Consider the following 15,038-nt stretch of genomic DNA (forward strand, 5'->3'; position numbering starts at 1 on the left):
CACGGTGCTTATCAGCTTTGGCCGTAATAGGCATTTTTGCCGTGTTTGCGTAAATAATGTTTGTCCATAACCGCCCGTTTTAACGGCGCTGCATTTTGATCCAGCGTGCGCGTTAAGTAGGCCATTCTGGCAATCTCTTCGAGTAATGCGGCGTGATACACCGACTGGGCAGCACTTTTTCCCCATGTAAAGGGGGCGTGACCAGCGACAATCACCATGGGTGCTTCAGCGGGATCTCTGTCTGCATAGGCATCGGTAATCTGCACGCCGGTTTCTTCTTCGTAATCACCGTTTACCTGCTCATCCGTAAGTTCACGGGTACAGGTAATATCGCCATATACATAATCAGCGTGGGTAGTCCCCAGGCACGGAATGCTCTGTTTAGCCTGAGCCCACGCAGTGGCATAGGTGCTGTGGGTATGAGTAACACCACCAATGCTGTCAAAAGCACGGTATAAATGCGTATGGGTTTTGGTGTCAGATGAAGGCCGCATCGTGCCCTCAACAATGTTGTTTTCCAAATCAACCACAACGATGTCTTCAGGCTTCATGTCTTCATAAGCCACACCGCTGGGTTTAATCGCTACAACCCCTTTATCGCGGTCGATTTGTGACACGTTACCGAAGGTGTAAATCACAAGATTGCGGCGTTGAAGCTCCATATTGGCTTCAAACACTTCACGTTTCAGTTCCTTGTAACTCATGGATTTCCTCCGTCTACATAGGCACCCAGGGTTTGATATTTCCGGTACAGTTCATCGTAAATTCCTGCACGCTCCGGATTGGGTAAGTACTGTTTACATACTGGAGACGCCATCACTGCCTGCGCGGCTTCCACTGTTTCGTAAGCACCAGCGGCAACAGCAGCCATAATGGCAGCGCCAAGGGCACAGCTTTGCTCGCTTTCCAGCACGTCAATCGGGCAATTCCAGACATCTGCACAGGTTTGCATTACGTAGTCTGATTTTTTCGAGATACCGCCGATAACAACAACGGATTCAATGGGCACACCCTCGTTACGGAAACGTTCGGTGATGGCGCGCGCGCCGAATGCTGTGGCTTCTACCAGCGCTTTGAATAATTGCGGAGCGTCGGTACCCATCTTGATACCGGTAATGGCCATAGACACGCTTTGATCTGCATCGGGAGTACGGCGACCATTCACCCAATCTAATGCGGTCACGTCTGTGGCTTTCACTGGCAGTTGTGCAGCGGCCGAAGAAAGACGTATCAGCGCACTGTCTTCAATACGTTTAACCAGATCAATCTGACCGGAGTCAGTCAGTTCAGAGAGCAACTGTCGTGTTGGCCACAATACGACGTTTTTAAACCATGCATAAAGATCACCGAAAGCAGACTGACCGGCTTCAAGACCAATCATGTCCGGAATCACTGAACCGTCTACCTGACCGCAAATACCTTTCACACAGGTATCGCCCAGGTGTGCTTTTGATGTCACCGTGATATCGCACGTAGACGTACCCATGACTTTGGTCAGAACGCCCTGCCGCACATTGGCTGCAACCGCCCCCATGTGGCAGTCAAATGCACCAAACCCCACCGCGATACCAGCAGGCAAGCCTAATTTATCAGCCCACTCGGTTGTTAACTGTCCAGCCACTTCGTCGCTGGCGCGGGTAGCGGGGTTGATATTGTTCACCATGCCATCCAGCAACGGATCGATGCCGGTAAAAAATGCATTCGGCGGAAAACCATCCCACGCTTCGTTCCACATCATCTTATGGCCGGTTGCACAGCGTCCCAGCGTTAGCTTGTCGGGATGCGTTGTGCCGCACATTAAAGCCGTCATCCAGTCGCAATGTTCAACCCATGCGTAAGTTGCTTCTTTCACGGCCTGATCTTGTCTGAAAATATGCAGTGCTTTCGCCCAGTACCACTCCGATGAATAAATGCCACCCATGTGAGACAAATAGTTCACATCGTTATTGTTCGCTGCCTCAGTAATTTCCTTGGCTTCCTTGATTGCTGTGTGGTCTTTCCACAGCACGAACATGGCATTCGGGTTTTCTTTGAATGAGTCAGTCAGCGCCAGAGGCACGCCCTGCTCATTAATCGCAACGGGCGTTGAGCCTGTCGTGTCGAAACTCATGCCAATGACTTTTTCAGCTGTACCGGCAGGCACCTGTTCCCATAACCCGCGAACAACCGCGATCAGACTATCGATGTAGTCCTGAGGATGCTGACGATATTGGTCTCTGGAGGGTTCGCAATAACGCCCTTCAGCCCAACGTGGATAATTGATTAGATGACTGGCTAATTCGGCGCCGGTTGTCACATCAACAAGTAATGCGCGAACCGAGTCAGAGCCGTAATCCAGTCCCAACGTATAGCGAGACATAATTACCTTTCAATGATTGTTAACAACGATAGTCATTGCATTTATTTGTATGATAATATCAACAATGTCGGGTTGTAAAGGTAATATAAAAATAATATTAACAGGCCGGTTTAGCTCTCACCTGCTTATAAAGGCTAAATTTCATACTAAAAAGAGGGTTTACGGGAGCAAAGGACAGAAATTTCAGATTTATTTATCATTTAATATGTTAAGGAAGGTCATGACAAGTCAGTTAGAACAACTTAAAACGATGACAACAGTAGTTGCCGATACCGGAGATTTTGAGGCGCTGAAGAAATATCAGCCTCAGGATGCGACAACCAACCCGTCTCTGTTACTCAAAGCCATGAAGCTGGAAAAATACCGTTCCCTCGGATTAGAAGCCATTGAGTGGGCAAAGCAACAGAATACGACCGGTGATATGGTTAAAATCGCAGCCGATAAACTGGCTGTTCTGATAGGCGAAAAGCTGTTATCTCAGGTACCGGGTCTGGTATCTACAGAGGTAGATGCACGCTTGTCTTTCAACACCATGGAAACTGTTGAAAAAGCGAAAACACTCATTAGCCTGTATGAAGAACAGGGCGTAGATACCTCCCGCATACTGATAAAAATTGCAGCCACCTGGGAAGGCATTCAGGCTGCACGGATTCTGGAATCACAAGGCATTCATTGCAATCTTACTCTTGTGTTCAGTTTCGCTCAGGCCAGAGCTTGTGCGGAAGCTTCCTCCTATTTAATTTCACCTTTCGTCGGGCGAATTCTTGACTGGTACAAAGCAAATCATCCTGAAGGTGATTTTGAAAAAGAAAAAGATCCCGGTGTGAAGTCTGTAAAAGCCATTTACGACTATTTTAAAAGCCATGGATTCAGCACTATTGTCATGGGTGCCAGCTTCAGAAACATTGATGAAATCACCGCTCTCGCCGGTTGCGACAGACTGACAATAAGTCCCGCCCTTCTTGACGAGCTGGCCGGCGTAGACACACCTCTTGTACGACAACTATCGCCTGCTACAGATGTAGTGCCTCAGGACAAGGCGCTGACAGAACACGATTTTCGCTGGCAAATGAACGAAGACAGAATGGCAAGTGAAAAACTAAGTGAAGGGATTCGTCAGTTCGCCCTGGACCAGGAAGAACTTGAGTCTTTGCTCAGCCACCTCGCAAATTAGAAGTAGTTACCCTTTCTGCAGACATGCAGAACCCAACCTTTAGCCCTTTTTTAAGGGCTTTTTTTATGCCACAAAAAAGCGCCCTCAGGTTTCCCTGAAGACGCTTTACCGGATAGAAATGGTTTAAACTAGTAACGCTTTCGCTTTCTCAGCGATATTTTCAGCGGTAAAGCCGAAGTGCTTTAACAACACACCGCCCGGCGCAGACTCACCAAAGGTAGTCATACCAACTACATCTCCTGTGTGTCCTACATATTTGTACCAGTAATCAGCATGGGCTGCTTCCACAGCCAGTTTAGGCACAGACGCCGGTAATACTGCTTCACGATATGCTTTATCCTGTGCATCAAAGTACGATGTGGAAGGCATAGACACCACGCGTGCTGACAGACCTTCACTTTCTAATACTGCGGCCGCTTCCATAGTGACTCCCACTTCAGACCCTGTGGCAATCAGTATGATTTGAGGATCGGCAGCATCTTTCAGAACATAACCGCCTTTGGCGATGTCACCAACTTGCCCTTCGTTCCGTGGCATAGCTGTGGTGCCCTGACGGGAGAACACAAGCGCAGAGGGTCCGTTCTTTTTCAATGCCTGACGCCATGCTTCAGCGGTCTCTGTGGCATCGCACGGACGCCAGGTAGACAAGTTCGGCGTCATCCGTAAGTTTGCCATCTGTTCAACGGGCTGGTGAGTCGGCCCATCTTCTCCCTGGCCGATAGAATCGTGGGTGTACACAAAGATGTCTTTTGCATTCATCAATGACGCCATGCGTACGGCATTTCGCGCATACTCCATAAACATCAGGAATGTCGCCCCGTAAGGAACAAAACCGCCATGTAGTGCAATACCATTCATAATTGCACTCATGCCGAATTCCCGCACACCGTAATAGATGTAGTTACCGGCAGGATCATCCTGCAAGCCTTTTGCATCGGGCCACAAGGTTAAGTTCGAACCCGCCAGATCGGCAGAACCACCAAGTAACTCAGGTAGTTGCCCGGCGAAAAAGCCAATAGCATTTTGTGACGCTTTACGGGTAGCAATCCCTTCCGATGCTTCCTGACACGACATCACGAACTCATCTGCATGCTTATCAAAATCAGCAGGCAGGGATTTTTCAATGACGCGACGTGTAAACTCTTTTCCTTCCTCAGGGTACGCTTCGCAGTAACGGGCAAACAATGACTGCCACGCCTCTTCTTTTTGAGCGCCAGAGGCTTTTGCATCCCATTCTTTATACACCGCGTCAGGGATTTCAAACGGGGCATGTTCCCATTTCAGGAAAGTACGCATTTGCGCAATTTCGTCATCACCTAAAGGGGCGCCGTGACAATCATGGCTGCCAGACTTGTTAGGCGAGCCGAAACCAATCACGGTTTTACAGCATATAAGCGTCGGCTTAGTCGTTTCGCTTTGAGCCTGCTCAATAGCTGCACTGATAGCGGCAGCATCGTGACCATCGACATTAGCAATAACATGCCAGCCATAGGCTTCAAAACGCTTCACCGTATCATCGGTAAACCAGCCTTCCACATGACCATCAATGGAAATGCCGTTGTCGTCGTAAAATGCTATGAGTTTCCCAAGCCCTAATGTACCTGCCAGTGAGCAGGCCTCGTGAGAAATCCCTTCCATCAGACAACCATCACCTAAGAAACAGTAGGTATAGTGGCTCACCAGGTCATATTCCGGCTTATTAAATTGCGCAGCAAGAGTTTTCTCAGCGATTGCCATGCCTACGGCATTAGCAATACCGGCTCCTAGCGGCCCAGTGGTTGTTTCTACGCCCGGCGTATAACCGAATTCGGGGTGACCCGGTGTTTTTGAATGCAACTGACGGAATTGCTTCAGCTCTTCTATAGGTAAATCGTAGCCGCTTAAATGCAACAATGCATATTGCAGCATAGAGCCGTGGCCGTTGGACAACACAAAACGGTCACGGTTTGCCCATTCAGGATTGGCAGGGTTATGATTGTAAAATTGCTGCCAGAGCACGGTGGCAATGTCTGCCATACCCATGGGCGCGCCGGGGTGTCCTGATTTTGCTTTTTGAACTGCGTCTACAGCCAGTGCACGGATGGCATTGGCTGAAGGGGTGCCGGTAAAGGTCATATTTCTCTTCACTTTGTTACTATTATATTATAATTAATATGACAAAGTTAATGTGTAAATACAACCTTTAAAAAGCGTAAAAAGACTTAACAGCGCATCTGTTAAGCCTCTTTATTCAGTGCTGATAAATGATTAGCGCACCGCCTTCTGCATTCAACTCCAGGTTGATTTTTCCGGAGGCGGGGATCTCTGTTTTACTCAGCCCTGCACGGTTGTCAGGTTTATCGTAAATAACCTGCACCGGCTTTCCTTTAAGCATCGGTAGTGAAACTTCCAGCGTTTTCGCTTCCGGTTCTCCATTTACAGCAGCGACATACCATTTATCTTTATGGCGTCTGGCCAGGACTGCATGCTTACCGGGTTCACCGGAGACAAACTTTGTCTCATCCCACACTGTAGGCATGCTTTTTAACGCATCAATGACAAAGTCAGGTTGTTCCTCAAGGTTATTGGGCGTGACCCCGAAATGCTGAACCGGAGAGAAATACAGCACACCCGTTGCCAGTTCAAAAGCATCGGTGGTTGAACGTTTCGTGCCGGCTTTTTGATCTCTGGAGAGACGCTTATTAAAGAACACAGGTGCAAAATCCATCGCCGCGACCGGATTTCGGGTAAACGGCAAAATGGTGGCATTGTAGGCATGTTGATCCAGCGAGGTTTGATGAAACACCAGGTTTTCCGATGCCAGTACCGCTTCCGATGTCACGAAATTCGGATACATCCGCTCCCAACCACGGGGCAACGTACTGCCATGCACCGTAATGGTCAGCCCGTAATCATTCGCATCAGTAATGATATCCTCGTACAGCTTGATGGTTTCCTGCTTGTCACCACCAAAGAAATCAACCTTCAACCCTTTTACGCCGATGGATTGCAGCCATTGCATTTCCTCTCTGCGGGCAGGCGCTGTATTCATTCTGTTTTGCGGTGTTTGGGGTGCATCATTCCACCAGCCATTGGAGTTGTACCACAGCAGAACACCCACGTTTTTTTTTGCTGCATACTTCACCAGACTTTCCATACGGTCCCGTCCGATACGCTGATCCCACCAGTTATCAATGAGTACGTATTCAAACTGAAGTGACGCGGCAAGGTCGATGAACGCTATCTGGTCGTCATAGTTGATGCTGTCGTCCTGCCAGACTATCCAGCTCCACGTCGCTCTGCCCATCTGATAAGGCATCGACGGTTCGTAGTAAGGCTTCACTAAATCAAAAGACGCGGTTGTCTCGACAACAGGGGCAAGGGTGTCACCCAGAGTAATTGTTCGCCAGGGCGTTTGGGCCGGCATTGCCATCGCGGCATAAGTCCCGCCGATACCAGCGTTTTCACCCTCCTGAGGAAAGGCAAGGGGATACACACCCTGCTTGCTACCTTCAGCCAATTTGGCACCTACATACCGGCTATCAACGCCAGTTTCTGATATCAATATCCAACCTTTATCTGCGTTTTTAAACAAAGCAGGAAAGGTGTACCCCACGCCGTTGGCAGAGGGTGTGCCAACAGGTTCATCGAAGGTATATGGTTCTTCATAACTTGGCTTGGTTTGCATCCAGCCAGTTTCCGGCAATGCCTGCGGCGTAATAAACGTGGTGGCATCATCAGGCAAATTGAACGTAGTGGCTTCGCTTAACACTTTCACCCGTGTGAAATCTTCCGGCCCGGATAAACGATACCTGAATGCCACATCGCGATTTGAAACACGGTATTCCACATCCAGCGCGAGATCATGTTGAGCAGCAAACCGCACCGTCATACCATTTGCCACATAATGCACATCACTTACTTTTGAATTATGCATCGTGTATTGCTCATCGTACTTCGCGGTTTCATGACTAAGATAAGTCAGATCCTTTGAGATATCTCCCAGTGAGGTTTTCAGTCCCAGTTCTGATGTTTCAAGAAAGGACTTATCCTGATATGAAACGGAATAAACAGGCTTGTTATCTTTACTGTCTACCGTCACCGATATCCGGCCATCGGGACTTTTCAACGTGACGGGCAGCGCAGCCAGCGCATTTACCGAAAAACATGCGAGTAATATCCCTGCGTAATGTTTGTTCATTATATTCCTTGCTCTACACACAATTAATAATATTGTATTACGATTATTCAAGAATATATCAATGTCAAAACATTTATTTTACAAATGCAGGTTCAGAGTAAAAATGCGCATCCGGTAGTTACGTGACAGAAAGTATCACCCGGCTTTCCTTAATCGCGCCAAAACGCCGGTAGTCAACGCCACCCCAAAGAGGATGAGCACACCACCTGTCATGGTTTGCAGGGACAGGGTTTCGTTGAGGAATAATATCCCCCAGATGATGCCGAATAAGGGGACCAGATAGCCGACAGATATGGCTTTGGCCGGACCGGCACTGGCGATGAGATGGAAATACAGGAGGTACGCAATGCCGGTACCGCCTGCTGCCAGTGCCAGCGCATTCACCCAGGCAATGGCAGATGGCATGGCTTCGGGCAGAGTTGCCAGGGAAAACGGTAGCAGGAAGAGGGATGCCCATATCTGACTGCCGGTGGCAACGACCAGAGGCCGCACACCGCTTAACCATTTTTTCATGGCGCAGGCTGCCACACCGTAGCAGGCAGTAGCGGAACAGGCAGCCAGAATTGGCACAATACTTACGTCACCGCTGCCGGTTTTATGTGCGCTTAATACCACCACGCCGGTAAATCCGGTGAGCAGTCCGGCCAGAGAAGACAGGCGCAATTTATCTCCCAGCCACAACAGTGCCACCAGAGCACCGAACATAGGCGCAGTGGCATTCAAAATGGCATTAATTCCGGCTTCCAGATACAGGCTGCTATAGTTGAACAGCACGAAGGGTATTGCCGTATTGGTTAAACCGATAAAAGCAATTTTCCAGCCGTGAGCCCGGATATCCCGCCATCCTCCTGCGGCCAGCAAAAACGGTAACATGATCAGCGTGGCCATTACGGTTCTGACTTCCACCAGTGCAAATACACCAAACTCAGGTGCAGCCACCCGCATAAAGATAAATGAACCACCCCAAATCGCCCCCAGTATTACCAGGGCGAACGTATCTCTGGCTGACATGCGTTACAGCGCTCCTTCTAAAGCTAATAGTTGTTGTTTTCTGTTCAGTCCGCCGGCATAGCCGGTAAGTTTACCGTTAGCACCTATCACACGATGGCAGGGCACAACGATGGCCAGCGGGTTTTTGCCATTGGCCAGCCCCACAGCTCTCACACCTTTGGGATTTCCGATTGCTCTGGCAATATCACCGTAGCTGCAGGTTTTGCCATAGGGAATGTTGACTAATGCCTGCCAGACCTGTTGCTGAAAGGTGGTACCGGCTGCGGCAAGGGGTAAATCAAAGGTTGTCCGTTTACCGGCAAAGTATTCCTGTAACTGGGCACAAGCCTGCGATGTCATTGCAGACGGTGTTTCTGCGATGTCGTCAGACTCTGTGAAGCGGATAGCGGTTATCCCCTTTTCGCTGGCTATAACCTCTACCACTCCGCAAGGGCTGTGTATTGATTCAATATACATCCGGGTTTCATTATACATCCGGTTTTTCCTGTTTTAGCTGATCGGCCATGTGCCAAAGTTGTAACGTCAGGTAACTGCGCCAGGGCGCTGCTTTTTGCGGTTCGGGATTGAGCTTGTCTGCCACCTTACGGACAATCAGATCACCACTCAGATAGCGGTCGGGATCACTCACGCCCCGCATCATCAAATAGTCAATGGTCCAGGGACCAATCCCTTTCAATGCCAGTAAGGTACTTTCCTTGTCACCCTGAGCGTCGGTTAAGCGGTCCTCCTGAGCATAAAAGCCGGCCAGATTACGCAGCGCCTGCTTTCGGGCACCGGGCATCCGCAAAAAAGTAAGCTCGCTACTGGCTACCGCTTGCGGTAAAGGAAAAGCTCTGCCTTCTCCGGCAGTCTCTCCGAGCTCATTCACCACTAGTGCCACGTTGTTGACTGCCGCCTTAACCGATACCTGCTGCCCCAGAACTGCACGGCAACCGGCTTCGAACTCACTCCACACGCCGGGCAGCCGTAACCCCTGAACAATGTCGCCTGGCGGGATCCCGGCCGCTGTCAGCGCCTGATTAATCAGGTGAGGATCGGCATGTAAATCCAGCACACGACTAAGGTTATCCAGAACGGCTCTGGCTCCCTGCAGAAAATCAGTGACCAGCGTAACAGCAAAGGCAGAGTGCTGCGGCTGATGCTCTGCCACCACGGTTCCTTTGCCATCAGGGCCGCTGAATACACGCCGGTAAGTATTATCAGTCACCGATTCCGTACCGGCTATGGCACGGCCGGAAAGAAAATGCTGAACATGCTCCCAGTTGTAAGGCGGACGATAATACAACATAACCTTTATTACCGGCGTGACATCCCGGCCTGACGCTTTGCTTCCCCGTATCTGGCCGGGTGACATAGACCAGGTTTGTTTCATAGCAGCCTGCAAGCGTCTGGCAGAACCAAAACCGGCGGCAGCGGCAACAGACTCCACAGACATATCAGACTGCTGTAACAGCCGTTTAGCGAACAGGAGTTGCTGATATTTCTGCCACTGTGCCGGCGGCATGCCAAGCCGTGAACTGATAAGTTTGCGAAGGTAACGTTCTGAAATACCCAGCCGTTCAGCAATTGTCGTTACCGGTTGCGGGGGAATGGCACTCAGCAGGGTTTCTGCACGTTTTACGGTAGTATTCACACCATTCCATGCACCCGATAACGGCGCACTGTCGGGGCGGCAACGTAAACAGGGGCGGAATCCGGCGTGCATTGCCTGTGCGGCGTGATAATAGTAATCCACATTTTCTTCTTTAGGCAGCCGCGCGGGACATACCGGGCGGCAGAAAATACCGGTGGATTTCACCGCAACGAAAAACTGGCCGTCAAAGCGGCTGTCCCGTGACAGGCGGGCCTGACGGAAACGTTCAGTATCTTCGGGTTGTATCGGTGTAACGGTCAAAGCCGGTGCTCCTGCCAATATCTTCAATAGCAGGCAGTGTATAGTATTTTCATCATCCGGGTGCGACGAAACCGGCACTCACTGATAAACGGTGTGGCGCCGGGTTTACAACTCAGCGGTACAGCATCTGACCCCGCATCTTTGCCAGTTCAGCCAGCAGACGGTTTTGCAGGGGGTGAGGGACGCCGGATTTGTCCATGGCGTTAATCAGCAAATCAACGGTGTGATTGAAATGGGTTTCGGTAATGTTCATACCGGCATGAACCTGCTCCATGGTGTCACCGGTGTAACTGCAACCACCGCCGCTGACCATACAAATCTGCTCCTCCAGTTTGGCGCGGAAGCGGTCAATATCACTGCCTTCAAAATAAGGAAGAATAACGGGGTCATATTCAATCTCAGTCACGAAGTTATTTACAATCTCCTCAACTTTCTGTTTCCCCCCAAGCTCTGAATACAGTGTCTGACTGTGACTGGCGCACCCGTTCAAAAGCAGCAGGGTACAAATACCGGTTAGCAACTTCACCATAACTGGCCTCCGAGAGATAAGTAAATGCCATTCTGATCCGGTGCGCCGGCGATACTGCCAAGTTCTGCCCACGCCAGGGTGACATTGAAAGATTTAGAAGGAATATAGGTAACGAATACGTCCCACCAGTCTTCTTCTCCCAATCCCAGGTTATCCGGTTTCTGCCGGTATTCGGCTCCCACGGCAACATGGCGGTTAAGCAGCACCCCTACCGAACCTTCCATCATCACTTCATAGTCGTCATCCGCTGTGTGACCGAAGCCCAGCAACCCCATCTGGTTCGCATTTGTCATTCTGGCGGTGAGATTCCACACCAGGTTGTAACCCGCCACAGCGCCAAGGTGCACTTTAGTAGCCGACACATAAAAGTCGGTACCACTGTTGTCGGCACTGCCGAGGGCGTAGGCAATATCATCATCCTGCAATTCTTTGAACTGCACACCGGCACTGATTTGCGGTAAATCAGAATACACCACATCACCCCACAGCCTGACTTTTGCGCCGTAGATGTTCTGCGAAATATCTCCGCCGATGGTGGTCAGGTCGAAGGTTTGTCTGGCAACAGATAACTCAACGCGGTCATACAGTGACACACTGGCGCCGGCAACCTGTAACCGGTAATCGTCCAGATTCACGCGGGTGAGAAAGGCATTGACTGACACTTCGCTGTCGGTGTCGTAGCCGGACAAGGTGGCCCAGGGCACAATACCGCCCCCGCCACTGCCCTCAACCTGATTCAGACCGGCAGTACCGGTAAGCTTGCCGGAACCGGCCAGCGCCGGCAGTGACACACTCAATAACAAAACACAAACCCGTTGCAGCAATGTCATGTTGTCTCCGTTCGTTGTATACCATAGTGCGTGGAACCCAGCCATTCGTACATAGCGGGTACAGTCAGTGGCCGGCTGATGAAGTAGCCCTGTGCAATGTCACAGCCACCGTCTTTTAAAATTTGCAATGAGCGTTCATCCTCTACCCCTTCTGCCACCACACAAAGATGAAACACAGCTGCCAGATTCAGCACGGTACGTACAATTTGCTGATCGCTGTCGTCGCTGGCCAGTTTGAGCACGAAGCTCTTATCAATTTTGATGGTCTGCACCGGTAAGGTTTTTAAATAAGCCAGTGACGAATATCCCGTGCCGAAATCATCAATAGCAAAATGAAAACCCATGGCTTTAAGTGTATTCAGATTCCTGATTGCCAGCGCCGCATCTTCCACTAAATCACTTTCCGTAATTTCCAGTTCCACATCAGAAGGAGTAAGCCCTTTAGCGGCAATCTTTTCAGCCAGACTCTGCATCAACTCAGGGCGCTGAATATCCTGAGTGGATAAATTAATCGCCACAGAAAAAACATAGCCCTGCTGCCGGAATCCCGCAAGGTCGTCTAAAGTGCGCTCCAGTACCCAGGTGGTCACCTGCTCAATCAGACCGGCCTGTTCGGCGATGCCGATAAATTCATCCGGGGGCACAAATCCTAAACTTGCACTGTTCCAGCGGATGAGTGCTTCCACGCTGCACACCCGGTTCGTTTGTAAATGGACTTTGGGTTGATAAACCATAGACAGCTCTGTCTGGTCGCCGGTAAGCACCTTTTTCAGTTCGGTGATGATAGTAAGACGCCGCAGGTACTTGGTTTGCATTTCTTCTTTAAATGCAATGAGCCAGTGATCGTGTTGCTTACTTTCATCCGACAGGATATTAATTTTCCTGAAGACCTCTTCGGTGGTATCTCCGTCTGACGGGCAACTTAAATGAGCAAAAAAGACTTTCATGGGGATCACCAGACCATCGAACTCCACCGGTGCTTCCAGTTGCTGACGAAAGGCATCGATAGCAGTTTCATCCAGCGGCACGTCGGGGACGAAGAGAAAATCACCGCCGGCGAGTCTGGCCGCCATGCCGGGCCATGACAGGGTTCTCTGCGCCATGGTTTTTATGCAGAAGTCTCCGGTGGTATAACCATACAAATCGTTGATGGTACGGATCCCCATAATATTGATACCAAGGATTTGCAGCGTTTCGCCGGCATCCAGGCGCTGGTTGAGCTTTTCTTCAACAAAATGCCGGTTATAGAGCCCGGACAACATGTCGTGCTGAGCCTGGAACAGAATGTGATCTTCCCGTGAACGGATACGGGCTTGCATGGTGTTAAATGCACGGGCAAGTTCGCCGATTTCTGACACTCTGTCGTCCGACTTTACCGGCTCCTGATAATGGCCCTCTGCAATTTCATTTACAGCAGTCACCAGCTGGTTGACCGGCGTGCTGACCCGCCTGGCCAGCACCATTGAAATAGCCAGCGACAACACGATGATGCCCAGAGCAATGACAATCACCACCGTTTGCAGATCCAGCACACTCAGGTACTGCTCACTGACATCCAGCGCGATACGAATTTTGACCGGAATATGGTCGATCCCCGGCAATTCCAGTTCTCTGACTTCATACAGGCTTTCATCCTGCGCCATGATCCGGAACCAGTTAATTTCCCGGTCGCTGCGCACGATAAGCCTTGCCGCAAAATCATGGGGAAGGCTGCTGTTCAGCACACGGGCACTGTTGTCATCTGACGTAATGATCACTTCGGCCTGCACAACCTCGCTTAACAGGGCGAGAAAATTGTCGTCCAGTGCAAACGCCGCCCCCAGATATCCGATAACTCTGGGTGCCGCCACCGGCGCTACCACGGCGTGGTACAAGGTGTCATTCATAAACACGTAATCACGGGTTATTTCACTAGGGTCTATATTGCGGTAGCGTTCGCCAAAGGAGCGATCACCTGACACCAGAATATTATCCGGAAAGGAAGTAATCGTTTCATCCTGAAGATTCAGCATCACCAGAAAATCAAAGTCCTGTCTGGCATCCATGGTCTGCAGGGCACTGTTGATGGTGGGCGGATCGTAACTGGCAAATGCGGCTCTGAATTCATAGGCCGTGGATAACGCTTTGGTTGATGCGTAAAGGGCCTTTGTGCGTTCCTCGACAATGTGCTGCAAAATATTAGTGTCGATGGCGAGCTCTTTTTCCAGATTCTGCTGAACCAGGTCGTCAGTGGCATTCCAGACGGACAGCAGAATCAACCCTGCGGTCAGCACGGTGCTGCCAAGCAGAATGCGAAACAGACTGTGCCGCAGAGACAACGATCTCATCATCAGTTTCCGAACTTCTTACTACCGAAAGTGCGTGACTTTTTCACAGGCTCAGCCGGAATGGTAGCTTTAAGTGTCAGGGTAACAATTTCACTTCCGGCAGACTCATCCAGACTGACCGTTTCCTGCCGGCTTTGCACAATATCCAGTTCCGGGTGCCATAACGTGACGGACTGAACGCCGTCGGGGATCACAACACTGCCATCGTTTCCAGTGATAAACACCCGGGCATTTTCATAAACATAGACGTACCCAATCATCTGGTCATGAATATTGCATCCCAGCGCGACGATACCGGGTTTATCAAATTCCACAGGATCCGCTGACAACCCGCTATACAGCTTAATTTCGAAAGGTTTCGCCTGTGAAAAGCTGTATACATGGTGGCGGATATTGTCGCTGTTTGGAAACGTAACAGACGTACCGGCAGGTACGGCCAGCACGTGAGGCACGAACTGTTTGTCGACCTGATCCATGACCGCTGTGCCTGCTGCAGGAGTGCTGTCAGAAGTCACACTGACCACGGCATTGACCACCGGCTTGCCAGCCGGGTCGACGATGGTCAGGTTTTTCGCCTGCACGCCGCAGGTAATCAATGACAGATAAGCGGCTAAGGTAAGCGCGAAGGTTTTAAACTGCATAAACACGGCACCGGGCATCAGGGCATGGGTTATCTTTTAAACATAATCCATGGGGTCAAAGCGCGCAAACTGTGGCAGGGTATTTTGTCAAAG

At 50.3% G+C, this 15,038-nt stretch carries 12 protein-coding genes; 1 reads left to right on the plus strand and 11 read right to left on the minus strand.

Annotated elements, in window-relative coordinates:
• Nucleotides 1-11 precede the first annotated feature (11 nt).
• Together DS731_RS20355 and DS731_RS20360 are read right to left on the minus strand one after the other, a co-directional pair.
• Nucleotides 12-704: an L-ribulose-5-phosphate 4-epimerase gene (locus DS731_RS20355; protein ID WP_119503033.1), complete on the minus strand. Its 693-nt coding sequence runs from the start codon at nucleotides 702-704 to the stop codon at nucleotides 12-14.
• The gene (locus tag DS731_RS20360) at nucleotides 701-2,359 is read right to left on the minus strand and encodes a ribulokinase (protein ID WP_119503034.1); all 1,659 of its coding nucleotides are present in this window, start codon (nucleotides 2,357-2,359) and stop codon (nucleotides 701-703) included. The genes DS731_RS20355 and DS731_RS20360 overlap by 4 nt, the downstream gene beginning before the upstream one ends.
• A 220-nt stretch (nucleotides 2,360-2,579) precedes the next feature.
• Here DS731_RS20360 and tal point away from each other — a divergent pair, with 220 nt between their 5' ends.
• Nucleotides 2,580-3,533, plus strand: a complete 954-nt coding sequence (gene tal / locus DS731_RS20365) for a transaldolase (RefSeq protein WP_119503035.1) — start codon at nucleotides 2,580-2,582, stop codon at nucleotides 3,531-3,533.
• 123 nt (nucleotides 3,534-3,656) lie between these two features.
• Here the strand turns inward: tal and tkt are convergent, their stop codons facing one another.
• The 9 genes from tkt to DS731_RS20410 all read right to left on the minus strand — a co-directional run bounded on the left by tkt (nucleotide 3,657) and on the right by DS731_RS20410 (nucleotide 14,945).
• Nucleotides 3,657-5,648: a transketolase gene (gene tkt, locus DS731_RS20370; protein WP_119503036.1), complete on the minus strand. Its 1,992-nt coding sequence runs from the start codon at nucleotides 5,646-5,648 to the stop codon at nucleotides 3,657-3,659.
• 115 nt (nucleotides 5,649-5,763) lie between these two features.
• On the minus strand, nucleotides 5,764-7,713 hold the full coding sequence (locus DS731_RS20375) for a glycoside hydrolase family 97 protein (RefSeq protein ID WP_119503037.1): 1,950 nt from the start codon (nucleotides 7,711-7,713) through the stop codon (nucleotides 5,764-5,766).
• A gap of 135 nt (nucleotides 7,714-7,848) precedes the next feature.
• Nucleotides 7,849-8,724, minus strand: coding sequence for a DMT family transporter (locus DS731_RS20380; protein ID WP_119503038.1), 876 nt, complete (start codon nucleotides 8,722-8,724; stop codon nucleotides 7,849-7,851).
• A gap of 3 nt (nucleotides 8,725-8,727) precedes the next feature.
• Nucleotides 8,728-9,198 (minus strand): methylated-DNA--[protein]-cysteine S-methyltransferase, encoded by a 471-nt coding sequence (locus tag DS731_RS20385; RefSeq protein WP_232373433.1) that lies wholly within the window; start codon nucleotides 9,196-9,198, stop codon nucleotides 8,728-8,730.
• Nucleotides 9,191-10,618, minus strand: coding sequence for an Ada metal-binding domain-containing protein (locus DS731_RS20390; protein WP_232373434.1), 1,428 nt, complete (start codon nucleotides 10,616-10,618; stop codon nucleotides 9,191-9,193). Before DS731_RS20390 ends, DS731_RS20385 begins: the two co-directional genes overlap by 8 nt.
• 112 nt (nucleotides 10,619-10,730) lie before the next feature.
• Nucleotides 10,731-11,147, minus strand: coding sequence for a group I truncated hemoglobin (locus DS731_RS20395; protein WP_119503039.1), 417 nt, complete (start codon nucleotides 11,145-11,147; stop codon nucleotides 10,731-10,733).
• Nucleotides 11,141-11,977, minus strand: coding sequence for a DUF3034 family protein (locus DS731_RS20400; protein WP_119503040.1), 837 nt, complete (start codon nucleotides 11,975-11,977; stop codon nucleotides 11,141-11,143). Before DS731_RS20400 ends, DS731_RS20395 begins: the two co-directional genes overlap by 7 nt.
• On the minus strand, nucleotides 11,974-14,307 hold the full coding sequence (locus tag DS731_RS20405; RefSeq protein WP_119503041.1) for a putative bifunctional diguanylate cyclase/phosphodiesterase: 2,334 nt from the start codon (nucleotides 14,305-14,307) through the stop codon (nucleotides 11,974-11,976). The genes DS731_RS20400 and DS731_RS20405 overlap by 4 nt, the downstream gene beginning before the upstream one ends.
• Nucleotides 14,307-14,945 (minus strand): methylamine utilization protein, encoded by a 639-nt coding sequence (locus DS731_RS20410; RefSeq protein WP_150154339.1) that lies wholly within the window; start codon nucleotides 14,943-14,945, stop codon nucleotides 14,307-14,309. The genes DS731_RS20405 and DS731_RS20410 overlap by 1 nt, the downstream gene beginning before the upstream one ends.
• Nucleotides 14,946-15,038 lie beyond the last annotated feature (93 nt).

Origin of the sequence: Alteromonas sp. RKMC-009, assembly GCF_003584565.2 — a bacterium.
In the GTDB taxonomy this organism is placed as follows: domain Bacteria; phylum Pseudomonadota; class Gammaproteobacteria; order Enterobacterales; family Alteromonadaceae; genus Alteromonas.